Origin of the sequence: Nonomuraea glycinis, from assembly GCF_035920485.1 — a bacterium.
GTDB lineage: Bacteria > Actinomycetota > Actinomycetes > Streptosporangiales > Streptosporangiaceae > Nonomuraea > Nonomuraea glycinis.
In genome coordinates, this window is sequence record NZ_CP109166.1 from 4592388 (window position 1) to 4616580 (window position 24193).

A 24193-nucleotide genomic window follows, 5' to 3' on the forward strand; every position below is an offset into this window, starting at 1 on the left:
TGGTCAGGTGGTGGCGTCCAGTTGTTCGGCCACTCGCTCCAGGCCGTTTCTGATGAGCCGGCCGTATTCGTCGTCGCCGAGGGCGCCGATCCCGTCCCGTGCGTGCTGGAGGTGCTCACGGGCGCGGTCGAGATCGCCCAGCTTGCGGTAGCACTCGCTCAGGTTCAGGTGCAATGACGGATAGAGGCCGGCCACCGAGAGGGGCACTCCGGCCTGGGCCACCCGCTCATCGGTGATCAGGCCGACGGCGGCGAGCGCCCGCTGGTCCCACATCAGCTCCTGGTGCACGTCGTCCTGCACGTCGGCCATCGAGTGAGCGAGGACGCAGACATGCAGCGGGTCGCCTTCCTCGCCGCCGATGTCATCCCAGATCTGTGCGAACAACTCACGAGCGGCCTCACGCCGGCCTTGCTGATGATGCAACTCCACGCCCTGGCCGATCCGGGCCATCGTCGGGTCGGCGGTCATCGGGGGCTCCTTCGCCGTTGCGGAAGATCAAGATCAGCCTACTCGGCTGGACGGCCCGCAAGCGCCGGCTCGCGCCGGCCCCTCAGCAGTACGGCTCCGGCCAAGGTGAGGGTGAGGGTCAGAAGCACGAGGGTGACGCTGAAGTGCGCCGGTTCGAGGGGGAGCAGTCGCATGCCCAGGTGGAAGCCCCAGTGCACGCCCACTGCCATCCAGAGCCCGCCGCCGCGGATCCGCGCCGCCGTGCACGCGAAGCCGAGCGCGACGGCCATGACCACGTAGAGCAGCTTTTCCACGAGGGTGCTCGCCGGGCTCTGGGAGAAGATGTGCAGGACGCCGAAGCCGGCCGAGCTGATGATCACGACTGCCCGTGGCGACAGTCGTACCGACAGGGTGTCGACGAGGTGGCCGCGCCAGAGCAGTTCCTCCGGGAACGCCTGGCCGAGCAGGACGACCACGGCGGCCAGCGGCAGCCAGACATAGGCGGAGGCGTCGACCGGCGCCCAGGTGGACGCGCCTGCGGCGAGGGAGAGCCCGCTCGCGACGAGCACGGGCACAGCGCCCGCGAGCACGCCGAGCAGGACGTGTGACGGGTTCCGCCAGCCCAGGGCCGACCACGGCCGCCGGTCGAGGAACCGGCGGACGAGGTGGACGAGCAGGAGCGCGGTGAGTGTGACGCCGACCGCGCCGAGCGGCTCCCGCAGCGGATTCGCCTGGTCGAGGAGCAGTAAGGCGAGGGTGGAGCCGATGAAGATCTGCGCGAACATGACGACGACGACCAGGAGGACGGCCCAGAGGGTTCTCATGCCAGGCACGCTATGAACACACGGGTCCGCCGCACATCGGGCCGGAGATAGAGATGACCATGACCGAGGTCATGGTGACTTGGGCGGGATGTCGGGCCTTCGGTGGGATCGTAGGTTTGTCGCATGGCGTGGTTGCGTGATCCCGACCGTCCGGCTCTCCTCAGCGTGGTGTTCTGGCTGGTGCTCGGCGCCACGGTCGCGGCCAACCTGGCGATGCCCAGCGATGCGGGGGCCCGGGCCCTGTTCTTCGCCGACGTGGTGCTGCTGTGCGGGCTCTGGCCGGTGATGCCGTGGCGGCCCGACCGTGGTCGTCGGCTGGTGGGCCCCGCTTTCCTGACGGGCACGCTCGTGCTGGGGCTCACCGGGGCGGCCGGCACACACATGCCCCTGCTGCTCATCGGAGTGGCCAACCTCGCCTTCGTGTACGGCATGCGGGTCGCCACCGCCATTCTCGCCGTGTTCGGTGTGATCACGGTCGTTGCCATGCCCTTGTTCTATGGCAGGACGATCGTTCAGGCGCTGATCGAGACGGGGGTCACCGCCGTGCTGGCAGCCTTCTCCATGGGGATGGCGTCGGCGGTGCTGCGGGCCCGGCACCTCGCCGAACGGGTGCGGGAGCTGACCGTCGCCGAGGAGCGCGCCAGGATGGCGGCGGAGATGCACGACTCGATCGGCCACCACCTGACCGTGATCAAGGTGGGGCTGGAGAACGCCGAGCGCTTCCGCGACAGCCGGCCCGCCGCCGCCTGGGCGGAAGTGCACCAGGCCAAGGAGCTCACGATCGCGGCGCTGGCCGACGCCCGCCGATGGGTGCGCGCGCTGCGCCCGCTCGCCCTCAACGGTCACCTGGGCAGTGCCGCACTGCAGCGGCTGGCGGACTCCTTCACCGGCACCGGCGTCAGGGTCGCCTTCGAGGTGACGGGGACCGAACGCCCGCTGGAGGCCGACGCCGAACTGGTGCTCTACCGTGTGCTGCAGGAAGGGCTCACCAATGCCCTCCGGCACGCCGAAGGCGAGTCCGTACGCGGCACGCTGGCGTTCGAGAAGGGGAAGGTCGTGCTCGTGGTCGCCGACGACGGCAAGGGCCGTGCCGATGATCAGGCCCACGGGTTCGGGCTGAGCTCGCTGGCCGACCGGGTCAAGGCGCTCGGCGGCGATCTCACCAGCGGAAACGCGGCCAGGGGCTTCGAGCTGCGCGCGGAGCTGCCGTCGTGAGCGCGGTCCGGGTGCTGCTGGTCGACGATCAGGAGCTGATGCGGCAGGGCCTGCGCAAGCTGCTGGAGATCGAGGAGGGCATCGAGGTCGTGGGGGAGGCCGCCGACGGGGTGGCCGCGCTGGCGGTGGTGGCAGAGGTCCGCCCCGACGTGGCTCTCGTGGACGCCCGGATGCCCCGGATGGACGGCGTGGAGCTGATCACCCGCCTGACGGTCGAGCATCCTTCGGTGGCGGCGATCGTGCTCAGCACCTTCGACGAGGACGACTACATCTTCGGCGCGCTGCGCGGCGGCGCCGCCGGTTACCTGCTCAAGGACTGCTCACCCGACGAACTGGTCACGGCCATCCGGCAGGCGAGCCGCGGCGAGACCGTGCTGAGCAACCCGGTCGCGGCCCGGCTGGTCGCCGACCTCCGCCGGGAGCCGGTGGGCGGCGGCGCGTTCCCCGGCCAGGAGCTTCTGTCGGCCCGGGAGCTCGACGTGGCGCGGATGGTGGCCGCCGGCGCCGCCAACCGGGAGATCGCCGCCCGGCTGTTCATCACCGAGGGGACGGTGAAGAACCACGTCTCCAGCATGCTGCGCAAGCTGGGCCTGCGCGACCGCACCCAACTGGCCCTGCGCCTGACGGGCCGTTAACCGGCCTCGCCCTACGGGCCGGTAACCGGCCTACGGGGATGTGCCTGCGCACCCTCCAGGTGCGGCGGTTGACCTTGACGTAGCGTCAACGTTTTTAATGAGGGCATGCGAATCGGCGAGCTTGCCGCGCTGACCGGGGTGTCGACTCGGACCGTGCGCCACTACCACCACCTGGGGCTGCTGCCCGAGCCTGTACGGCTGCCCAACGGCTACCGCGCATATCGGCTGCGTGACGCGGTGCTGCTGGCGCGGGTGCGGCGGCTGGCCGAGGTGGGGTTGTCGCTGGACGAGATCCGTGACGTGCTGGCCGACGACCAGGGCAAGGATCTGCGCGAGGTGCTCGTGGAGCTGGACGCGGATCTGGCGCGGCAGCAGGAGGAGATCGGCGTGCGCCGGGCCAGGTTGGCGGGGCTGCTGGCCGAGCCGGATCTGAGCGGAGACGCGGTGGCGTCTCCTGAGCTGGCCGCGGTGCTGCATGACCTGTCCGCCGGCGGGTCGAGGTTCGCCGAGATGGATCGGCAGATGCTGACCCTGATGGGCACCGTGGCGGAGGCGGACGAGCAGGAGCGGGTGGTGGAGTTGCTGCGACCGCTCGCCGAGCCCGGGATGGTCGAGCGCGGGCACGTGCTGTACGAGCGGCTGGACGAGCTCACCGACGCCGAGCCGGGAGATCCCAGGGTCGCCGAACTCGCCACGGACCTGGCCGATCACCTTCCCGAGGAGATGGTCAAGGAGCTGCTCGGCAATCTGCCCGAAGAGGGTGCGCCGTGGATGGCGGCCATGTACGAGGACTTGTCGCCCGCCCAGGCCGAGGTGTTCAGGCTGATGGTGGCCGTACTCAAGGAGAAGTTGTGAGACTGCCCGAGCAGCTGCGCAGGATCGTCGGTTTCGACGCGAAGGGCATGCGGAGCTTGGGGCTGTGGGTGCTGCGCCGTCGTGACGGCGTGCCGCCCGGCGCCATCGAGGTGACCTACTCACGCGCTCAGTCCACGACGATGATGATCATGCTGGGCATGATGGCCGTCGAGACGGTGGCGGTGGAGTTGCTGCTGCGGGCGATGGACGTGTCGGCGTGGGTGCGCCTTCCGGTGCTCGTGCTGGACGTGTACGGGCTGCTCATCGGGTTCGCGGTCGTGGCCGCCTGCGTCACCCGCCCGCACGTCGTCACCGCCGGGGAGTTGCGGATCCGGTACGGCGCGTTCCTGGACGTACGCATCCCGCGTGAGCTGATCACCGCCGTGCGGGTGGTGCGCGGCTACAACGAGTCGGGGCTGGTCGGCGTGGTGGACGACCGGCTGACCGTGGTGGTGTCGTCGCAGGTGAACATGGTGGTGGAGCTGTCGGAGCCGATCACGATCGTGCGCCCGTTGGGCCGGCGGGCCGAGGTCCGCAAGGTGCGTTTCTTCGCCGACGCTCCCGCCGTGGCGCAGTCCGCCTTGGCGATGGATCCCTCCGGCGGCCCCCGCCGTACGACAGGCGCCGCGTCCGAAGCGGGCGCCCGCCCCTGAAGGGCGGGCGCTCCGCGCGGGTGTCAGGCGCAGCGGTCTCCGTTCAGGTGGAAGACCTCGGGAGCCGTCCCTGGCGTGCTGGTGAAGCCGAACGTCACCGTATGACCCGGCTTGATCGTACGGTTGCCGTGCAGGTTCTCGGCCTTGACCGCCGGGCCCGACTGGGTGACCTTCGCGCCCCAGGCGTCGCGGACCCGCTGGGTGGCCGGGAACGCCCAGCGCAGGCTCCAGCCGTTGATCGCCTGCTTGCCGGTGTTCTTGATCGAGAGCTGGCCGGTGTGGCCGTGCCCGGTGTAGCGGACCGTGCAGGAGCCGTGCCCGGCGCGGTCGGCCAGGAAGGACGAGATCCAGGCCAGCGGCGAGTTCCAGTTGATGGTCAGCTCGTTGGTGGACCAGGACTCGATGTCGTCGATGTAGCAGAACTGCGGCTTGCAGCCCCGCAGCAGCCGCTGCGCGACCGGGTCCTGGATGGCGGAGTTGGGGCCGCCTGACAGCGTGCCGCGCGGCGGGTTGGGCAGCCCGGGGTCGAGCTGGTGGGCGTACCAGCGGCTGTGCTGGTTCTGGCTGGTGACCTCGCCGTAGCCGGTGACGTAGGACTGGTTGAGCGCGTTGCGGCCGAGGAGGTAGTCCATGCCCTCCCGTACGGCCGCGCGGTATTTCTCCTCGCCGGTCGTGTCGTACGCGGTGGCCAGGACGACCATGTTGTTCAGGATCAGGTTGTTGGAGCCCCAGTCGTAGTCCGGCGGGTCGTACGGAATCCCGTACGGGTGCGCCCGCAGGACGGCGAGATACTTGTCGGCGCCCTCGGCCACCGACGCGCGGACCCGCTGCCGGCCCGGCAGGGCGTTGGGCACGGTCGCCAGGTCCAGGCGGCCGAGCTGGGCGGTGTTGCCCCAGTCGAAGCCGCGCTGACGCCAGATGTCGCCGGTGTGGTGCGGCGAGGCGAGCACGTAGTCCTTGAACTCCCGCTCGCCCGTGGTGATGAACAGCTCCGCCGCCGCCCAGTAGAACTCGTCGGTGACGTCGTTGTCGGGGTAGGCGCCGCCGCCCACGCCGTCGTTCGGGTCGGCGTAGCGGGCGGGGTTCGCCTTCGCGGCGGCCCAGGCGCGGCGCGCGGCCTGGAGGTTCGTGGCGGCGAAGACGGCGTCGTACGGCGCGTACAGCCGGGCCGCCTGGGCAGCGGTGGCGGCCAGGTTCAGCGTGGCGGCGGTGGACGGCGGGTGCAGCTCGCGGGGCTGCGCGTCCAGGTGCGGCAGCAGCGGCAGCCCGGTCCAGGTGGCATCGTGGATCTTGTGATGGGCCATCCCGGCGAGCGGCTCGCCCGGGGGGACCTGCATGCTCAGCAGGAACCGCTGCTCCCAGCGGGCCTCGTCCAGCACGTCGGGCACGCCGTTGCCGCTCTCCGGGATGCGCAGCGTGCCGTCGCCGAAGGCGGCCCGGTCACGCTCGTACAGCGCCATCAGCTGGTAAGCCGAGATGCCACCGTTGACCACGTACTTGCCGTGATCGCCGGCGTCGTACCAGCCGCCACGGACGTCCAGCCGGTAGTCACAGACGCCGGGCTGACACGGGACGCTCGTGTCGCCCTGGTTGGGCGGCGCGCCCAGGTGGCCGGCGGGCCGGGCGTAGCCGGGTCTGAGCCGGTCCAGGATCTCGAGGCCGCTGCGCTGGGTGTAGTAGAACTTCAGCGCGTCCACCCGCAGCTCGTCGTACAGGTCGGCGGCGATGTCGAAGGGCCGGCTGGTCTCGCCGTCGGCCACGAGCGTGTAGCCGGTGCCCGGCTTGCGGTAGGAGCCGAAGTCGATCGTCTGGACCTGCTGCCCGGAGCTGGCGTCCTGGCCCGCGGGCTCGGTCTTCCCCTTGGCGACGGTCGTGCCGTTCGCGTTCCTGAGCCGCCACTCCAGCACGGCGCTCTCGTCGGTGACCACCGTCGCGCTCTTGGGGCCCGAGGGGAGGTAGCCGACCATGTTGACGCGTACGCGCGGGCCGGTGTCGGGCTCGTAGACCTCCGGCTCGGCGCCGCCCTTCAGCGACACGTCGTCCACGCAGAACCGCCACGGCTCGGCGCTGCCGCCCAGCTGGAACGCGACCTGGGCGTCGGGCAGCGAGACGGGGGCGGTGAAGGTGTAGGAGTAGGCGTTGCCCGACACGCTCAATTCGGGACTGGCCGCCAGATACTGCGTGTACGGATCGACGGGAAGCTGGATGAGGGCCCTGACGACCTTGGCCGAACCGGCCGAGGCGGCGAACGCGTAGCCGTACGTCTCGCCCTCGACCAGCGGCAGGTCGTTCTGGCCGATGATGGCGTCCCACGGGTTGACCGTGCCACCGGGGATGTCGGCGCACAGGCGGCCGTCGTCGACCTCCAGCGTCAGATTTCCGGTGCCCCACCAGGGGGCGGTTCCGGCGTCGAAGGTGCCGTTCACGATCTGCTCCGGGCCCTCGTCGGCGTGGGCCGGGGCGGGGGCGAGAGCGATCGTCAGGAGAAGAGCCGCTGCCGCGGCCAGGCGTCCGGTCATGGAGGTCCTCGGGGGGTTGGGAGCGCTCCCCGGGATCTTCCGCCGCCGCAGGTACGTCGTCAACGAGCCCGCACCCCGTCGCCGCCCGTCGTGGGCACGGGCCTGGACACGTGTCCGGGCCATCGGATGAAACTTTCATGGGTGGGTCACATCTTCGACGACAATGGCGGTAGCGCCTTCTGGATGCGGCCTGATCGCGAGGATGGACACATGGCGAGGAATGGCGCTTCATGGCGGTACGTGCTGGGCTGGTGGTCCGCGATCGCCGGGCTGGCGGCGGTGCTGGCTCTGGTGGGGATCGCGCTGTTCAGCCAGGACGGCCTGCAGACCGCGGCGAACGTCGCCCAGGTCGTGGGCATTCCGCTGCTGTTCCCGACGCTGCTGGTGCCGTTGCTGCTGTGGCGACGCCGGACGATCGCCGCGAAGGCCGCCACGTCGGCGGATGTGGCACTGGCCAAGGACATCCTCGCGGGGCTGGTCGACGAGCAGTGGCGGGTGGAGGCGAACCTGCGCTCGCTGGACGACCCCGATCCGATGCCGGTGCGCTGGCGTACGACCCGCGACAAGAAGGTGATCGACCACCCGGCCAACCTCACCCCCGCCTCGGGGCGGGTGAGCGTTTCGAGCAGCGACATCGCCGGCCTGACGGCGAAGTTCCGGGCCATGCGGCGGCGCCGCCTGGTGGTGCTCGGCGGGCCCGGCACCGGCAAGACCACCCTGGCCGTGCAGCTTCTCCGCGACCTGCTGGCCACCCGTGACCAGCATCCCGACGAACCGGTACCCGTCCTGCTGTCGGTGGCCGACTGGGACACCGACGCTCATCCCGATCTGCGCGACTGGCTCGCCGTCCGGCTCACTCAGGACTACCCCGCGCTACGCGCGCCGGACCTGGGCCCCGGCATACCGGCGACCCTTGCCGCACGCGGACACATCCTGCCGGTCCTGGACGGCTTAGATGAAATGCCCCCATCTGCCCAAGCCGCCGTCATCACCGCGCTCAACCGCTCCCTCGGCGACGGCCAGCTCATCCTGACCAGCCGCACCACCGAGTACGCCACCGCCACCGCCGACGCCGGCGACGTGCTCACCTCCGCCCTGGTCATCGAACCTCGGCCGCTTACGGGTGCGCACGCCGCGACCTACCTCAAACGCTGCCTGCCCCAGGAGCCTGGGCCGGCATGGCAGCGGATCCTGGCCGACCTGCGCGCCGCCCCGAACCGCCGGGACAGTCCGGCGACCGCGATGGCCGAGACCGCTGCCACGCCGCTGGGCCTGTGGCTGCTGCGCACCGTCTACGTCACCTCCCGCGCCGACCCTGCCCCGCTCATGGACCCGGACCGCTTCCCTGACCCGGCGGCCCTGCGCGCTCACCTGTTCGACCAGTTGATTCCCGCGCTCATCGCGGCCCGCCGGCCGAGCGCCGACCCCGCCGACCCGTTCCGGCCCCGCCGCCGCCACGATCCCGGTCAAGCGCGGCAGTGGCTGGGCTACCTGGCCCACACCATGGCCCACCCGCCCGCCGGGAGCGAGCCCACCCGGGACTTCGCCTGGTGGCGCTTGGCCCACCTCACCCGCGGCTTCACCGACTCCGCCCGATTGGCGCTCGGGCTGGTGCTCGGGCTGGTAGCCGCGCTGGGGGTCGGGCTTCTGGTCGTACTCGTGATCATGATCGGGTTCGCGGCCGGGCAGGCGAACGTGGGCTGGCTCGTGATCATGCCCGCCTTCGGGCTCGCTTTCGGCGCCTTTTCCGGCCTGGCGGTCGTGCTCGTGGTCATGATGTCGTCGAGGACATGGTCGGCGGAGAAGCCCGCATTCGCTGACCTTCGCCTGCGTGGCCGAGGAACCTCACTGGTCCGGATCCTCGTGGGCCGGCTCGCGCTCGCGCTCGCGATCGTCCTCGCGGTCGTGCTGGTGCTCCCGACCGTGATCACCGTCGTGCTCTGGCTCGTGGCCGTGCTCGCGCTCGGGCTCCCGGTCGGGCCCGAGGATGAACTCGCGGTCTGGCTCGCGGACGCGCTCATGATCGGGCTTCCGCTCGGGCTCATGATCGGGCTGCCCATCGGACTCTCGATCGGGCTCGCGGTCGGGCTCACGAAGTGGGTCGAAGTTCCGGCCAGAGCGGAGCGAGCGACGACGCCGGTGACGAGCTGGCGCGCCGACCGTGCCCTGCATCTGGTCCGCATCGCGGTGCTGGCGCTCGTGGCCGGGCTTGCGGTCGGGCTCGCATACGGGCTCACGGAGGTGGCCACGGCAGGAATGATGTCTTTCGGCGTGAGCGTACTCGTGGCCGGGATCGCATTCGGCCATCACCATGCCTGGCTTGTGTACCTGATGGCCACATACCGGCTGGCACGGGCCGGGCATCTCCCCCGCAAGCTGATGCCGTTCCTGGAGGATGCGCACCGGCTGGGACTGCTGCGCGCGGTCGGCCCGCATTACCAATTCCGGCACGCCGACCTTCATGACTACCTCGCCGCCACGTACCGACCTCGGGATGCCGGCGCACAGGCGGCGGAATGAGACTTCTGTCGCGGCCCGGACCCTGATCACTTCTGGGGGCAGCGCGGCTCCCGATCGACGCCGGGGAAGGAGCTCGCCCACTGCTCGGGGGTCAGGGCCGGATGCGCCCTGGCACAGACGTCCGCGTCGGCGCGGGCCGGATCGGTGCTCCACACCTGGGCGGGTCGGTCGGCGCCGCCGCCGATCAGCAGGCGGCCCGCGAACAGCAGCCCGACCCGCGGGCCGTCGCCGCCGGTGAGGGTCGCCCAGCGGGCAGGGGCGCGCGGGTCGGTGACGTCCCAGAGGTGCACGGCGGACTCCCCGCCCCCGGTCGCGAGCAGCTGGCCGTCGCTACGGAAGGCGAGCGAGTCGACGTAGTTGCCATGGCCGTTCAGGACCGCCAGGGAGGCCGGTCGCGCGGGGCGGGCGACGTCCCACAGGCGCACCGTGGTGTCCTGGCCGACCGTGGCCAGGATCGTGGCGTCCGGGTTGAACGCGCCGTTGTACACGGCGTTGCCGTGACCGCGCAGCACGGCCACCGGTACGGGCCTGCCCGGATCGGTGAGATCCCACAGCCGGGCGGTCCGGTCGTACCCGAACGAGGCGAGCAGGCGTCCGGAGGGGGCGAAGGCGAGGGCGTTGACGAAGCCGGTGTGGCCGGTGAGCGGCTCGGTCGCCCGGGGGTGGGCGGGATCGCTGATGTCCCAGGTCCGGATCACGTAGTCGCGGGTGGCGGTGACGGTGAGCACCCGCCGGTCGGCGCTGAACTCGGCGCTGTCCGGCGGGGTCGCGGCGCCTTTCATGGTCGCCAGGAGCCGGGGAGCGGCCCCGGAGAGGCTCCACAGCCGGATCCGGCCGCCCGTGGCCGCGGTGACCATGAGCGATCCGTCGGCGGACAGCTTGGCCAGCCCCTCGGTGCCGGCGAGCATCCGGCCCACCGGGTGGTGGGGATCGCTGAGGTCCCAGCGCACGACTCGGTCCCCGTTCCCGGTCACCACGGTACGGCCGTCGGGCGCGGCCCAGATCGGGCGGGTGCGCCCGACGCTCAGCAGGGCGGTGCCGGGAAAGTCCCACAGCCGGAGCAGGTGGTCGTAGGAGCCGGTCGCGAGGGTGTGCCCGTCCGGGCTGAAGGCGACGTCGGACACCGTCCCGGTGTCGATCGGCGCTCCCGGGTGCGGGCTGAGCACCTGGAGCGGCCGGCCGTCGGCGGCGTCCCAGACGCGGGCGGTGTTGTCGTCGCCCGCGGTGGCGACGGTCCGTCCGTCCGGCGCGAACGCGGCTCCGTACACCACCCCCCGGTGGCCGGTCAGTCTGGCCTGGAGCCGTGGGCGCAGGGGCTCGGCGACCTTCCACAGCCGGGGCGTGCCGTCCTCGCCCGCGGTGACCAGGCGCCGGCCGTCCGGGCTGAACGCGACCGCCATGACCTTGCCCGTGTGGCCGTTCAGCGTGGTCAGCGGGCGGAGACGGGCCAGGTCCCACAGCCGGGCCGTGCCGTCGTGTCCGGCGCTGGCCAGGAGGTGGCCGTGCACCGCGAGCCGCCGGACCGGGCCCCGGTGCCCGCGTAGCGTGGCCACCGGCCGGCCCGTGGCCGCCTCTCGCACCGAGATGACGCCGTCGGCGTGCCCGCCGGCCAGCAGGCGCCCGTCCGGGCTGAAGGCCAGCGCGTGGACCGCGCCGCCGCCGGGCAGCGTCATCACCGGCCGGGCGGTGGCCACGTCCCACAGGCGGATGGTGCCGTCGGTGCCGGAGCCGGCCAGCGTCCGCCCGTCCGGGCTGAAGGCGAGCGCGACGACCTCGCCCGTGTGCCCGGTGAGCACGGCGAGCGGCCGTGGCCGGTGCGCAACGGTCAGGTCCCACAGCCGCACGGTCCGGTCCTTGCCCGCGCTGGCCAGGATCCGGCCGCCCGGGGCGTACTCGATGTCGTGCACGTAGTCGGTGTGACCGCTCACGCGGATGTTGAACGGCATCCCGAAGGCGCTGAGCAGCTCACCGCGCGCCTCCCTGGTGGGCGACAGCGCGTAGGCGGCCCGCGCGAGCCGGGCGGCCAGCGCCGGGTCGGCGGCCCGGACGGTGGACGCCTGCTGGGCGATCTGCCGGGACAGCGCGATGTCGCGCTCCTCGCGGGCGGTCGTGGCGGAGTCGAGCGCGGCGATCCCGCTGAGGCAGGCCAGCACCAGCAGTACGGCCAGGCCGGCCAGCAGCCGTTTGAGCCTGCGGGCGCCGGCGCGGGCGGCTTCGTCCTGCCGGTGCGCCAGAGCGGCGGAGGCGTCGAGGAACTCGGCGGCGAGCGAGCCGGGCGGGTGACTCGTCGTCGCGCTCCACTCCCGGGCCGCGGCCAGCCGGGTGCCTCGGTAGAGCGAGGCCGGGTCGCGTCCCTCTCGCTGCCAGGCGGCGGCGTCCGCGGCGAGCCGCCGACCGGCCAGGAGCGCCGCCCGGTCCTCCCGCAGCCATGAACGCAGCAGCGGCCAGGCGGTGAGCAGGGCCTCATGGCTGATCTCGACGATCCCGTCGTCGGCGGTGAGCAGGCGCTGGGCGATGAAGCGGCCCAGAACCTCCTCCGCGCCTTCGGGCATCAGGTGCCTGGCCACGCGGCGGCGGGTGTCGGCGGTGTCCTCGGCCACGTGCACCAACTGCAGCAGCAGCCGCCGGGCCAGCGCCCGCTGCGGCTCGGTCAGCTCGGCGCAGGCGGTGTCGGCGCTGACCGCGATCGCGCCGCCGATGCCACCGGCCGCCTGGTAGTCGACGATGGCCAGGGTCGAGCCTCGGCCGTGCCGCCAGGTGGCGTACAACGCGTGCGACAGCAGCGGCAGCGCGCCCGCCGCCGGGACCAGGTCCTTCAGGATCAGGTCCACCAGGCCCGCTTCGAGGTCGAGCCCCGCCTTGCGGGCCGGTTCGGTGATGGCCGCCCGCAGATCCGCCTCGCCCATGGGCCCCACCGTGAGCTGCCCCTCGGTGATGGCCGCGACCAGCTCCGGGTGGCTCAGCGCCTGGGTGTAGAAGTCGGAGCGCAGCCCGAGCACGACGACGTGACGCCGGGACAGGGAGTGCACCGCGGCGACGAAGCCGCGCTGCTCGCTCTCGTCCTGGCACAGGGTGAACAGCTCCTCGAACTGGTCGAACACGATCACCGGGCCCTCCAGGCCGGTGAGCGCCTTCATGGGCTCGGCCCCCGGCGTCCGGACCACCCCCAGCCCCGGCCCCGGCCCCGGCCCCGGCCCCAGCTCCAGCTTTAGCTCGGCGAGCAGACCGGCGCCGATCAGCGAGGACTTGCCGGATCCTGACGGGCCGACCACGACCTGGATGCCGCCGCCGCGCTCGCGAAGCGCGTGCACCCGGGCGACCAGGCTCTCGGTCAGGTCGGCGCGGCCGAAGAACCAGGCGGCGTTCTCCGGCTGGAAGGCGGCCAGGCCGAGGTACGGCGAGGTGCCGGTCCGGCGGGCGTCACGGCCGCGCCGGGCCTGCCGCCAGCCGGTCAGCCAGTCGTCGAGCCGTGCCGGGTCGTTCTCCCCGCAGACGTGCAGCACCTGGAACAGCAGCTCACGAGAGCTGGGGGACGGCAGCCCTCGCCCGGCGAACCAGTCACCGATCGTGCTGTGCGCGCCCTGGACGCCCACCTGGGCCGCCACCTGGCGGACGGTCAGCCCGGCACGTTCGCGCAGCAGGGTCAGCTCGTCGGCGAAGTCGCGGCGGGTCCGGATCCGCCGCGGCTCCGGGTCGTGGGGCTCGGGCACATCTGCATGTCGGCATGACCATGGGAAGAGTTACACCAGCGTACGGGCTTGTCCTGATATGTCGGTTGGCGTTTCGGCTCCGCGAGTCAGCTTCGCTTTTCAGGCGATCACGGCCTCCAGGAGGTCGGCGGCGCGGGTGGTGCCGCCCTCGGCCCGCGCCTCGGCGCGCAGCCGCGCCGAGCGGCCGGCCACCTCCGGGTCGGTGGTGAGCTCCAGCAGCGCCGACCGCAGCGCCTCCGCGGTCGCGTCGGCGGTGTCGAGGCGGCGGGCCACGCCCAGCTCCACCAGGCGATCGGCGTTCATGAACTGGTCAACGCCCTGCGGTACGGCGATCATCGGCACGCCGGTGGACAGCCCCTCGCTGCTGCCGCCCATCCCCGCGTGCGTGACGAACGCGTCCGCCTGCTCCAGGATCGCGAGCTGCGGCACCCAGGAGTGCACCTCGACGTTGGCCGGGATGTCGCCCAGCTCCGCCACCGGGGTGTGCTTGCCGATCTGCAGCACCACGTGCCAGCCGGGCAGGTCGCCGAACGCGGCCAGGCAGTTGCGGTAGAACTCCGGCTGCCGCGTGTAGGTCGAGCCGAGCGAGATCAGCAGCACGTTCGCGGCGCCGTCCGGACGGGTCCAGCCGCCCTGGTCCGTCCGCGGGCCGAAACACGGGCCGACGAACGACACCACGTCCGGATCCACCTGATCGGCGTGCGGCTGCATGGCACGGGGGATCGTGGCCAGGCAGCGCGGGGGGTGGCCGGAGAAGCGGTCCATGTCCGTGGTCGTGGCCCCGGCCTCGACCAGCCACTCGGCGAATCTCGCCCGGTACGCCGAGGCGCCCGGCAACGCCCATATCTGAGCGGCGACCTCCTCCTCGTAACCCTTCCAGGCCACCATCGAGGGGGAGAGCTGCACCACGGGCCTGCCCTGCGACTCGGCGAGGGCCCGGCCCGCGTACCCGCCGATGTCGTACAGGTAGAGGTCGGCGGGGTCGTCGTCGTACACGGCCTTCAAGCCGGGGAACCGCTGGATGTTGTCCTCAAGGAAGACGCCCATCGCGGCGATGGGGTCCTCCGGCCAGTCGTCGTCGGTGACGGGCAGCGTCGAGGTGTACGGGACCAGCTCGGCGCCGGTGGCCGTGATCACGTCGGCCACCCTCGGGTCGTTGGCGTACGTCACCCGGTGGCCGCGCGCCACCAATTCCCGGATGATCTCCAGACTGGGCAGGATGTGGCTGATGGCGGGGATGCCCACCATCGCGATATGGGACACGGCGGATCACTCGTTTCGGGTCTGCGGGATGCTGCGATTTTAGCCCGCGCGCCGGAACCTCCTGATCGTCCACCCCAGACCTGTCATCAGTACGACCGCCACCACGACCAGGCCGACCAGCGCCGCCGTGCCGCCCGAGCCCTGCTCACCCGCCGGAGTGTTGTCCGGTCGGAGGGCAGCGGCCGGGGTGCTGTCCGGTCGTACGGTGGCGGTCGGAGTGCTTTCCGGCCGCTGGGTGGCGGTGGCGGTCGGTGTGTCGTCCGGCCGCTGGGTGGGGTCGGGCCGGCGCGGGGTGCCCAGGGCGGTGATCAGCTCGGGTTCGAGCGGCGCGAACCCGTCGGTCTGCGCCGAAGGGCGCAGCGGCCGGTCGCCGGCCGGCACGTCCCTGTTGCCCGAGCAGAGCGTGGTGGTCAGGCCGGCCTCGGCGCTCCTGGCGAAGATCAGATAACGCCTGCCGACGACGAAGTCGAAACCACAGGCGGCTGACTGCGCCTGGGTGACCACCTCGATCTCGCGGCTAGAAGCGCCCTTGTAGACGTGGTCGACGTGGAGGGCAGCGGTGACCTGGCCGCCGTCCAGCATCTTCTCGTCGACCCGGACGCTCGCGGCAGTCGCGGTGAAGACGGCGTCGGCGTCCCGCATCCGCTCCTGGGGCGTGCGGTCAGCGCAGGAGCAGGCGAACGCCGTACCGACGCCACCGACCGTCAGAAAGGCCACCACCAGCGCGAGCGCGGCGAATATCCGAACTGTCATGACCTGACTGACGTACGGCGCGAGCGGCCGGTTCAGCTCACCACCCGGTACCGGGTCGCCGGCACGGCCTCCAGCACCTGGGCGGTCGCGGCGAACAGCGGCGCGGGCAACTCGTCCGGACCGAACCAGCGCCACGACCGGAACACCTCCGGCTCGGTCACGCGCGGCCGACTGCCGGACTCGTTCGTATGAGGTACGGACTGCGGCTCGCTGTCCTGCCGTCGGCCGGTGTCCATGACCACCGCTGCCGTAACCCGTACGACGCCGTCGGGGTGGTCGATGATCACCGCCGTCACCCTCGGCGGGCCGCCGTCCCCGATGCCGGTCTCTTCCTCCAGCTCGCGTACGGCGGCGGCCTCGAAGGTCTCGCCCGGCTCCACCGCGCCGCCCGGCAGGCACCAGGACGGCTCCTCACCGGCCTTGATCCGCTCGCCCAGCAGAATCCGCCCCTGCGGGTCCGTCAGCACGACCCCCACTCCGATGATCCCCATCCACCCTCCTCCGTACGGCGCCAGTGTAGGACTTGATCTTCGCTAGGGTGGGGCGCCCCCTGCCCGGAATGCGAGGAAGTGACCGATGCGCCGCTACAGGTTCGGCTGGGTCGCCGCCGTGGTGGCCGGGGGATACGTCGCCGCGGTCATCGTGTCGGCTGCCGTCGCCGTGGTGAGCGATGACGTCGGCCACCTCTGGCTCCCCACCGGTGTCGTCGGCGACGGCCCTGGCGGGTGGGCGACGGTGCTGCCGATGGTGGCACTGGGGGTGTTGCAGGGCTGGGGGCTGTGGCAGATCCTGCGTGGGCGGTCCATGAGGGGAAAGGTCGAGCCGGCCAGGGACGCCCGCCTCCTGCGGGCCGTCCTGTACGTGTCGCTGGTCTTCGAGTTCGTCCCCTCGCCGTGGTGGGTCGACCTCCTGGAGGACGCCCTGGGGGTGGCTCTGGTGGTGTTGCTCTACCGGGTGCTCAACCGGGCCTCGACGGCGGTGCGGACGTTCGCGCTGGTGGCGGGGGTGTGCGTTCCGGTGACCGGGCTCGCGACCATGGTGTTCGACGTCGGCTCACTCCGTCTGTTCGGGGTGCCGTGGCTCGTCTGGATGGTGCTGACGCTGGCCGCCCAGGCGGGGGACGGCCGGTGGAGCCGGGCCACGGTGTGGTCGGGAGCGGTGCTGGTCGCGGATTTCTTCTTTTCGGCGGCTTTTTCCCTCCTCGCCCCGGCCGGCCTTACCGCCTTCTACTGGTTCTCGATCGGTAACCAGGCGATCGAGGTGTTCGGGTTGGTATGGGTGGCCCGTACCGCGCACGAGCTCGGGACCCGGCGGGAGGAGCCAGCGTCCGGACGCGGCCTTCACGGACCGGTAAGGTCGGCGCTCGCCGGTACGGTCGCGATCGCGGTGCTCATCCTCCTCCCGGTGTCGGACCACGCGCCCGGGCCCGTCACCACGGCAAGAGTCTGCGAGCGGGCGGAAGAGGCCCGGCGGTGGGACCCCTCGGTTCCGGCGATGACCAGTGAGCGGGCGTTCGTGTGCGAGGTGCGCACATCAGGCAAGCCGTCGTTCGCGCAGGGCATGCCGGACGGCCTGCTGATCGTCCACGGGCACCGCCTGTGCGGCGTCTACACCCGCGCCGACCCGCGTGAGCTGGCCGGGCTCCGCGAGAGCGACGGTCTGGACCCGGCGGACCTGGCGACCCTCCTGACGAGCATCTGCCCCCGCGCCGCCGCCACGCTGAAGGCGGCGGCCGAGGCCGAGGAGCGCGAGCTGCTGGCCTGGGAGGCGGCAGAGCAGCGCAAATGCGCCAAGGTGCCCCGCCATCGCCCCCTGATCAAGCCCGTGAAGGCGACGGTGGTGAAGAGTCCCATCTGGCCGGAACTGCCCCTTCAGGCGTACGAAGAGGGAGCCGAGGTAGACCCCTTCGAGGACGACCTGATGGACCGCGCGCAGGAGAACGACCTGGTCGCCTCCGCCTCCGGCCACCTCATCGTCTTCGCCAGCACCTCCCTGCGCTCCTGCGTCACCATCGAGACGTACGCCCGCCGCCCGCCGATGGAGACCAAGGGCTGGGCACATGTCGTCGAGGTCGGCTACCACAGCCCGGACGGCAGCATCGTCCTGAGCGACGGGCTGGGCAGCGCCCCGCTCCCGGACCTCGCCGCCCACGGCAAGGGCCACTACCGGATCCGCGTCCACCTGAGCCAGATCCTCTGGAAAGGGGAGGGAGAGGGCGCCTCGCGGCTGCTCATCATGTCCTACCCGGGCCGCAGCGACCACGTCGTCGATCACCGCCCCGGCAAAACCTCCTGATCCGTTCAGTCGTCCTTTGCGTAGTCCGCGAACGCCTCGTCGAAGATCTGGCGGGCCCGGTCCTGCGCCCGCTTCGAGATCGGGCCTTTGCGGCGTTCGTGGTCCGCCAGGTAGTCGTCCAGGATCTGGCCGCGTAGCTCGCGCTCGGCCGTGGCGGTGATGAAGGCGGAGAACTCGCGTTCGCCGATGTGCTTCCTTCTGATCAGCCGCTGGGCTGGACCATGCGCGCCCATACCTGGTGCCCTATCTCCTCGTTGCCTTCGTACCCGAACTGGTCGGCGAGTGCGGCGACGATGGCGAGCCCTCGGCCGCACTCCGCGTCTATCCCGAAGAGCCTGCCGAAACGGGGGACGCCGCCCCAGCCGCAGTCGTAGACCGCGATGGTGGTCGTGGCCGTCGTACGAGTGAGCTCGACGATGAAGGTTCCCTTGGGGCGGCCGCTGGCGGTGTGCCGGACGGCGTTCGCGGCGAGTTCGCCGGCGATCAACTCGGCGTCGTGGCGGTGGTCGGAGTCGGCCAGCAGGTAGCGGGTGAAGTGGCGGGCGCGTGGGACCTGGTCGAGGGTGCCGGGGAAGGTGCGTCGCCAGGTCAGGCCGCCGGGATGGAGGTCGATCATCGCGTCGATGTGCTCGCGGAGGACCGGGCCGGACGGGCCAGACTGGCCGCACGGGCTCGGGCTCGGGTCCTGCTCGTGCTGCCGGGGGATGAGCAGGGGTACGTTCGCCCGTTCGGTGATGTTGTGCACTGGTGGCTCTCCGTGGACACATAGGGGTTCGACTTCTGGTCCCTACGTTGTCCCGTCCGCCGCACCAGGTGGATCCCCACCCCATCTCCACGGGGTACCCAGCGGACACCGCTGCTGAACTGCTCGAATCTGCCCATAGCCGTGATCTGGCCCCGCTGCCGGCTGGAATCCCAGCCCTTTCATCATCTCGGAGCGTCATCATTCCTTTACTGTGAGTGGAGGATTCAGGGATGGAGGTGGGGTGGATGTCCGGCGAAAGCTATCGAGCGCTGCTGCAGGCTCGCTCTTGGAGCAAGCGACTTCGTGAGAAGGGTTTCACCTGGGATCAGATCGCCGAGGTGCTCGCGCTCACGCACGAGGTGAGCCCGTTGCGGCTGTATCGGCTGGCGCACGGTCGCACGGGGGCCGACGTGGTGGCCCTGGTCAACGACGCCGACCCGGCGGGCACCGCCGCCCTGCGCGATTCACGCCTGTACGACTACGAAGGCTGGGCGCAAACGGGTCGCCGACCACCGGCCCGGCTGCTCGCCACTTTGGCCGAGATCTATCAGACCGCATCCCGGAGTCTGCTGTCCGCCGAGGTCATGGCCTCGTACGACGCCGCCGATCGCACCCTGATCAGCGACGCGGACTTCCGTCATCTCGACATCAACCAGCCCACCCGGCCGGATCGCGACAATCGTGTCACCCCGGAGACCGATGCGGGACTCACCTCCTCGGGCAGGACAGCATGGGACGCGCCGGCGTGCGTGCGGTTGCTGCGCGCCATCGACATCGAGGAGACCGACGTGAAACGACGGGAACTGCTCTTCGAACTGGCCCTGGTCTTCGGCGGCAGCCAAGCGCTCGGCCTGCTGCGCATCCTCACCCCTGACGAAGAGGAGCGGCTGTCCGGAATGCTCCGCAGCACCTGGCGGATCGACGAGACCGGCATACGAACCTTCGAGAAGCTGGTGTCGCACGCACGGCGGGCTGACGAACTGTCCGGCCCTGCCACGCTGCTACCGGTGGTCAACGCTCAGCGAGCGGCAGTGGGAAGGCTCCTCGCACGCGAGTCGATGGCGTCCTGCCTCCGCGACCGGTTGCTCGATACGCATGCGCAGTTGTCGCAGTTGGCCGGTTACCTCGCCTACGACCTGCTCGATCATCCGACGGCCGAGCAATCGCTGCGCGACGGGCTGCGCGCGGCACTCGACCTCGGCGACTCGACCCTGATCGGCTACATGCACTACTGGCTGGGGAGGGTGGCGGCCGATCAGAACCGGACTGCCGCCGTCTTCGACCATGCCTTCGCCCTGGAGAGCTGGGCCGCCCGATCCCCGAGCAAGCTTCTGGTCCCACTCCACCAATCGCTGCTGTCGCTCGCCCACGCCGCCAAGGGTGAAGCCGCGGAGAGCGCCCGCGCACATGAGAACGCGCGCGGGTCGGCAGGGGCGCCGAAGGACAACGAACCGGCGTTTCTGTCCTGGGTCTCGCCGGCTGCGGTGGAATCGAGAAGGTCCGCCTTGCTGATCCAGCTGAATCAGCCCAGAGACGCCCTGAAAGCGGCCGAGCGCTATCTGGCCGAGCATGACTCGAAGTTCAGGAGAGAGCATGGGCTGGTGCTCGCCCGATACTCCAGCGCCATGACCCTGGCCAAGGAGATCCCCGAGGCGGCGGCCAGACTCACCGAGGCCGCCCACATCACCAGGCAGCACAGCTCGGCCCGGCTCGTCGGCGAGATCGACCAGGCGCGGGCCCGGCTGGAGCCCTGGGCGGCCACCACCTACGTGCGCCGGTTGGACGAGACCCTGCGATCCTGCGGCCTCACCCCGACGAGGCCAGGAACCAAGGCTTGAGTCGGGGGCTCTCCCCGAAGCGTTAAGACGATCTACCCTGACACATCCACTCATAGTGATCGTTCAACACTTGAGGTGATATGTCGAAATGAATTTGCGGATCGCCTTGTCACCGCTGCCTCGTGAGACCTGTATTGACAGCGGTGAGCCAGGCGTCGGCATGGGGACAGTCTTTTCTGATGGCGTCGATGCCGATCTCGGCGATGACGAGTGGGCCGTCGGACGTCTTGCGGTAGCGCGGGTAGAGGCGCAGGAGCCGCTTGGAGGGGGCGGTGTCTTCGACGGCGGTTTCGCCGTTGCTGACGTTCACGCTCGGGGTGCGGCAGCAGGCGGTGCCGCGTACCTGCAACAGCTTGGATCCGCAGGCCAACGGGATGTTCGGTGCGGGCTGATTGACGCGCTGGGACAGTGGGTGGTCAAGGATGATCGCCCATATGCTCCAATGTGACTTAGATACCGAAGCAGAGGAGTGTGAATGATTGTCACAAGGGTCGCAAAAGTAACTCTTGGATTTTATATGTCCTTTGTTGCCTCCCTGGCCATTGTAGTTTTTACGAGCTTTTCTCTCGGATTGTATTTAGGCGCTCCCGTGGCCTGCTTTGTGCTTGCCGTCGTGGGGGTGGTGGGAATGGCTCAAGATGGATATCGGGAGATTTTTTTGGGCTGGCTTTCCTGGGTTGCTATTTTTGGCATTTTCATTGTGGTGACGTTCTTTTTGTAGAGTCCGGTGAAGGGCGCCGAATTCTGCTGTGAGGTGCCGATCGTCAGAGGGGGAGGCCGCCGGTGGCGGCGTTGGTGGAGCCGGTGGCCTGGTAGGCGGCTATGGTGCGTTCGGCGATGCGCATCTGGTGGATCTCGTCGGCGCCGTCGGCGAAGCGGGCCCAGCGGGCGTGCTGCATCATGTTCGCCAGTGGCGTGTCCGTGGAGTAGCCCAGGGCGCCGTGCACCTGGATGGCGCGGTCGATGATGCGGTTGAGGCTGTTGGCGACGAAGTGTTTGGCCATGGAGACCTCGGTGCGGAAGTCCTCACCCTTGTCGATTTTGGATGCGGCGTGCAGGACCATGAGTTTGCACTGGTAGAGCTCCATGGCGGAGTCGGCGATGAGCCATTGGATGCCCTGCTTCTCCGCCAGCAGCGAGCCGTGGCTGTAGCGGTTGAGGGCGCGGTCGACCATCATGTCCAGGGCAGTCTCCGCCTGGGAGATCCAGCGCATGCAGTGGGCCAGCCGGGCCGGGCCCAGGCGGTACTGGCCGAGGCGGTGGCCGTTGCCGCGGCCGCCGAGGACCTGGCTGTCAGGGACGCGCAGGTCGGTGATGACGATCTCGCTGTGGCCGGTCGAGCCGTGCATGGTCTCGACCTCGCGGACGTCGTTCCAGCCCTCCTGCGGCAGGTCGATGAGGAAGGCGGTGTTCGCGCCCCGGGCGCCCTCCGGCACGTCGAGCTCGGTCCTGGCGATGAGGATGGCGAAACTGGCCCGGCGGGCGTTCGAGATGAACCACTTGTGGCCGTTGATCACCCACTCGTCGCCGTCCTGGACGGCCTGGGTGCGGATGAGGGTCGGGTCGGAGCCGGCCACCTCGGGCTCGGTCATCGCGAAGCAGGACATCCGCACACCGTCCAGCAGGGGGCGCAGATAGCGCTCCTTCTGCTCGTCGTTCGCCCAGTGCAGCAGGGTGTGCATGTTGCCCTCGTCGGGGGCGCTGCAGTTGAGCACCCAGGGCCCGAGCCGGGTCTTGGCCGCCTCGGACTGCACCATGGCCAGCTCCACGTGCCCCAGGCCCATGCCGCCCCACTCCTCGGGCATGTGCGGCAGCCACAGTCCCTCGGCCCTGGCCCGCTCGCGGAGCGCGAAGATGCCGCGCAGGTAACCGTCCCGGTCGCCCTCGGCGCTCAGCTCCGCGCTCGCGGGGATCACCACCTCCTGGATGAACGTACGGACCCGCCGGCGGATCTCCTCATGCTCCGGAGCCAGAGTGAAGTCGATGGCCATAAATGCCCCTTTTCCGTAGCGGGTCCACCTCAAGAGCGGGCTCAGTGTTCGGCGAGGACGATCACCGAGTCGTGTTCCCCCAGGACGATCGGGTCCGTCTTGCTGGGGTTCAGGACGATGCCGTAGTGCGGCGGGTCGTTGCGGGCGCCGGCGTCGCGGTAGCCGATGGCCGTCTCGCCCTGACGCCGCGCCGACTCCACGACCGTGGAGAACGACACCTTCGTGCCCGTCTTCACATAGCCGCCGGCCGGGCGCGGGTAGATCTCCGAGCCGCGCGAGTCGAAGAGATAGCCGAACACGTCCGCCAGGTGCCGGTTCTCGGCGAGCTGGGCCAGCAGCAGGCCGATGACGGTGTCGCTGATGACGATGTCGTCGGCCTCGGTGACCTCGGCCAGGGCGCGGTTGCTCTCGTCGTGCATCTCGCTGACGATCGAGTAGTGCTCGCCCAGCACGCTCTGCATGTCGCGTAACTGCAGCAGCGTCATGAGCGTGCGCGTGTCGGCGTGCCGGGCCTCGAAGCGGTCGTCGGACAGCACGATGACGTGCTGGAAGAGGCCGACGCCGAGCGCCTCCAGGGCGAACCGGTCGGTGGTGTCGCAGTCCTTGACGTTCACGACGAGGTTGCGCAGCCCGGCGAGGTTCGCCCCGGCCTTGGGGTGGTCGGTGGAGATCTCCAGGACCGAGCCGGGTGCGACATAGCCGTCGAGGTAGCGGATGATCTGCTCGGCCCGGCCGTTCCAGTTGAGCAGCAGCGTGCGCTCCGGCTCCGCGGGCGCCTTCCCGGCCGCGACCATGGCGGACTCGTCCACGGACGGCTCGCCGGTCGCCAGGCGGACGTGCGAGTCGTCGTGCGCGATGACGACGACCTGGTCGTCGGCGTTGATGACGGTGTCCATGGCCGGGTTCAGCACGACGCCGGACGGCCGGCGCAGGCCGATCACGGAGGCGGTCTGGTACGCGTGCAGCGCCTCCCCGTACGTGACTCCCACGAGCTTCTTCGGGGTGCGCAGGTAGATCTCGCCGCCGTCGAAGTTGAGCAGGTCCATGCAGACGACGGACATGCCTGACTGGCGGGAGGACTGCACGATGAGCCGCGAGGCGGTGTCGTCGGAGTCGACCAGGTGCACGTCCGGGCCGCCGGCCAGGCGGGCGGCGGCGGCGTTGCGGCTGGAGGTGAGACCGACCACCACGGGCGGGTGGACGCCGTCGCGTTTGGCCAGCGCGAGCAGGATCTTGATGACGTGCGCGTCCGGGTCCTCGCCCCCGGGCGAGAGCACGACGACGGAGTGGGCCGCCGCCAGGTTCAGCAGCGCGAGGTCGTGCGGCTCGGTGGGCCGTCCGGTGCGGCAGACCAGCCGGGTCCTGCCGAGGTCGCCGACGTGCTCGCGGATGTCCTCCTCCATGGCCAGCTTGTCGCGGTCGGCCAGGATCGCGATGACCGAGCCCTTCTGGCTGGCCTTCGCCTTGACGAGTTCGGCCACGATCGTGAACACCTGGTCGGACCAGCCGAGCACCACCGTGTGCCCGGACTCCACGATCACCGACCGTCCCCTGCGCAGGCGGTCCACCTTTTGCTTCAAGCCGTTCGACAGCAGCCCGACGAGCATGCTCACAATGAACAACCCGCCCAGCGAGCCGGCGAACATCACGAGCATGTACGCCACCGAGCCCTTGTCGCTGGCCACTCGGCTCGGGGTGAGCGCGTGCATGAGCGCGATCCAGAGCACTTCACCCGCGTGGGCCACGCCCTCGGGCTCGTTGGGCGCCAGCCACAGCGTGAGCGCCGCCACCATGACGATCAGACCCAGCGACACCACCGCCAGCCAGCCGATCAGCGACGCGGTGCCCCTGGACATCGTGTTGTCGAACCAGTAACGCGCCCGCTCACCGAGCGTGACCTTCGCCACTTCCTTGATACCTCCGCGTAAGG

20 protein-coding genes are annotated in these 24193 nt (G+C 70.5%); 8 read left to right on the forward strand and 12 right to left on the reverse strand.

Annotation, left to right across the window (positions count from 1 at the left end; genetic code table 11):
• Window positions 1-3: 3 nt before the first annotated feature.
• Together OHA68_RS21785 and OHA68_RS21790 are read right to left on the reverse strand one after the other, a co-directional pair.
• Window positions 4-468, reverse strand: coding sequence for a hypothetical protein (locus tag OHA68_RS21785; protein WP_327109277.1), 465 nt, complete (start codon window positions 466-468; stop codon window positions 4-6).
• A 38-nt stretch (window positions 469-506) separates the two neighbouring features.
• A complete protein-coding gene (locus OHA68_RS21790) occupies window positions 507-1271 on the reverse strand; it encodes a CPBP family intramembrane glutamic endopeptidase (protein WP_327109278.1) in 765 nt (254 codons plus the stop codon).
• Window positions 1272-1394: 123 nt separating this feature from the next.
• Here OHA68_RS21790 and OHA68_RS21795 point away from each other — a divergent pair, with 123 nt between their 5' ends.
• The 4 genes from OHA68_RS21795 (at window position 1395) to OHA68_RS21810 (ending at window position 4629) form a co-directional block, all read left to right on the forward strand.
• Entirely contained in the window at window positions 1395-2486 is a 1092-nt protein-coding gene (locus OHA68_RS21795; RefSeq protein ID WP_327109279.1) for a sensor histidine kinase, read from the forward strand.
• On the forward strand, window positions 2483-3121 hold the full coding sequence (locus tag OHA68_RS21800; RefSeq protein ID WP_189138581.1) for a response regulator: 639 nt from the start codon (window positions 2483-2485) through the stop codon (window positions 3119-3121). The genes OHA68_RS21795 and OHA68_RS21800 overlap by 4 nt, the downstream gene beginning before the upstream one ends.
• Window positions 3122-3226: 105 nt before the next feature.
• Window positions 3227-3976, forward strand: a complete 750-nt coding sequence (locus tag OHA68_RS21805; RefSeq protein ID WP_327109280.1) for a MerR family transcriptional regulator — start codon at window positions 3227-3229, stop codon at window positions 3974-3976.
• The gene (locus OHA68_RS21810) at window positions 3973-4629 is read left to right on the forward strand and encodes a hypothetical protein (protein WP_327109281.1); all 657 of its coding nucleotides are present in this window, start codon (window positions 3973-3975) and stop codon (window positions 4627-4629) included. The genes OHA68_RS21805 and OHA68_RS21810 overlap by 4 nt, the downstream gene beginning before the upstream one ends.
• Window positions 4630-4652: 23 nt before the next feature.
• Here the strand turns inward: OHA68_RS21810 and OHA68_RS21815 are convergent, their stop codons facing one another.
• On the reverse strand, window positions 4653-7148 hold the full coding sequence (locus tag OHA68_RS21815; RefSeq protein WP_327109282.1) for a glycoside hydrolase family 9 protein: 2496 nt from the start codon (window positions 7146-7148) through the stop codon (window positions 4653-4655).
• Between the two features lie 210 nt (window positions 7149-7358).
• Here OHA68_RS21815 and OHA68_RS21820 point away from each other — a divergent pair, with 210 nt between their 5' ends.
• Complete coding sequence (locus tag OHA68_RS21820; protein ID WP_327109283.1) at window positions 7359-9668, forward strand: NACHT domain-containing protein; 2310 nt, start codon at window positions 7359-7361, stop codon at window positions 9666-9668.
• A gap of 26 nt (window positions 9669-9694) precedes the next feature.
• Here OHA68_RS21820 and OHA68_RS21825 read toward each other — a convergent pair whose 3' ends face one another.
• The 4 genes from OHA68_RS21825 to OHA68_RS21840 all read right to left on the reverse strand — a co-directional run bounded on the left by OHA68_RS21825 (window position 9695) and on the right by OHA68_RS21840 (window position 15885).
• A complete protein-coding gene (locus OHA68_RS21825) occupies window positions 9695-13378 on the reverse strand; it encodes an nSTAND1 domain-containing NTPase (RefSeq protein WP_327109284.1) in 3684 nt (1227 codons plus the stop codon).
• 99 nt (window positions 13379-13477) lie between these two features.
• On the reverse strand, window positions 13478-14626 hold the full coding sequence (locus OHA68_RS21830; protein ID WP_327109540.1) for a macrolide family glycosyltransferase: 1149 nt from the start codon (window positions 14624-14626) through the stop codon (window positions 13478-13480).
• A gap of 54 nt (window positions 14627-14680) precedes the next feature.
• Window positions 14681-15394, reverse strand: coding sequence for a hypothetical protein (locus OHA68_RS21835; protein ID WP_327109285.1), 714 nt, complete (start codon window positions 15392-15394; stop codon window positions 14681-14683).
• Window positions 15395-15426: 32 nt separating this feature from the next.
• The gene (locus tag OHA68_RS21840; protein WP_327109286.1) at window positions 15427-15885 is read right to left on the reverse strand and encodes a nucleotide triphosphate diphosphatase NUDT15; all 459 of its coding nucleotides are present in this window, start codon (window positions 15883-15885) and stop codon (window positions 15427-15429) included.
• An 85-nt stretch (window positions 15886-15970) separates the two neighbouring features.
• Between OHA68_RS21840 and OHA68_RS21845 the strand changes: the two genes are divergently transcribed.
• Entirely contained in the window at window positions 15971-17689 is a 1719-nt protein-coding gene (locus OHA68_RS21845; RefSeq protein ID WP_327109287.1) for a hypothetical protein, read from the forward strand.
• A gap of 5 nt (window positions 17690-17694) precedes the next feature.
• On the opposite strand, the gene OHA68_RS21850 is transcribed toward OHA68_RS21845, so the two are convergent.
• Together OHA68_RS21850 and OHA68_RS21855 are read right to left on the reverse strand one after the other, a co-directional pair.
• Window positions 17695-17922: a hypothetical protein gene (locus OHA68_RS21850; protein WP_327109288.1), complete on the reverse strand. Its 228-nt coding sequence runs from the start codon at window positions 17920-17922 to the stop codon at window positions 17695-17697.
• The gene (locus OHA68_RS21855) at window positions 17892-18434 is read right to left on the reverse strand and encodes an ATP-binding protein (RefSeq protein ID WP_327109289.1); all 543 of its coding nucleotides are present in this window, start codon (window positions 18432-18434) and stop codon (window positions 17892-17894) included. The genes OHA68_RS21850 and OHA68_RS21855 overlap by 31 nt, the downstream gene beginning before the upstream one ends.
• A gap of 245 nt (window positions 18435-18679) precedes the next feature.
• On the opposite strand from OHA68_RS21855, the gene OHA68_RS21860 reads away from it, so the two are divergent.
• Window positions 18680-20272 carry a hypothetical protein gene (locus tag OHA68_RS21860; protein WP_327109290.1) on the forward strand — a complete coding sequence of 531 codons (1593 nt, stop codon included), beginning with the start codon at window positions 18680-18682 and terminating at the stop codon, window positions 20270-20272.
• 109 nt (window positions 20273-20381) lie between these two features.
• Here OHA68_RS21860 and OHA68_RS21865 read toward each other — a convergent pair whose 3' ends face one another.
• On the reverse strand, window positions 20382-20642 hold the full coding sequence (locus tag OHA68_RS21865; protein ID WP_327109291.1) for a DUF4276 family protein: 261 nt from the start codon (window positions 20640-20642) through the stop codon (window positions 20382-20384).
• A gap of 105 nt (window positions 20643-20747) precedes the next feature.
• On the opposite strand from OHA68_RS21865, the gene OHA68_RS21870 reads away from it, so the two are divergent.
• Window positions 20748-20993 carry a hypothetical protein gene (locus OHA68_RS21870; protein WP_327109292.1) on the forward strand — a complete coding sequence of 82 codons (246 nt, stop codon included), beginning with the start codon at window positions 20748-20750 and terminating at the stop codon, window positions 20991-20993.
• Between the two features lie 43 nt (window positions 20994-21036).
• On the opposite strand, the gene OHA68_RS21875 is transcribed toward OHA68_RS21870, so the two are convergent.
• The gene (locus OHA68_RS21875; RefSeq protein ID WP_327109293.1) at window positions 21037-22263 is read right to left on the reverse strand and encodes an acyl-CoA dehydrogenase family protein; all 1227 of its coding nucleotides are present in this window, start codon (window positions 22261-22263) and stop codon (window positions 21037-21039) included.
• Window positions 22264-22304: 41 nt separating this feature from the next.
• The gene (locus OHA68_RS21880) at window positions 22305-24170 is read right to left on the reverse strand and encodes a CASTOR/POLLUX-related putative ion channel (RefSeq protein ID WP_327109294.1); all 1866 of its coding nucleotides are present in this window, start codon (window positions 24168-24170) and stop codon (window positions 22305-22307) included.
• Between the last annotated feature and the right edge of the window lie 23 nt (window positions 24171-24193).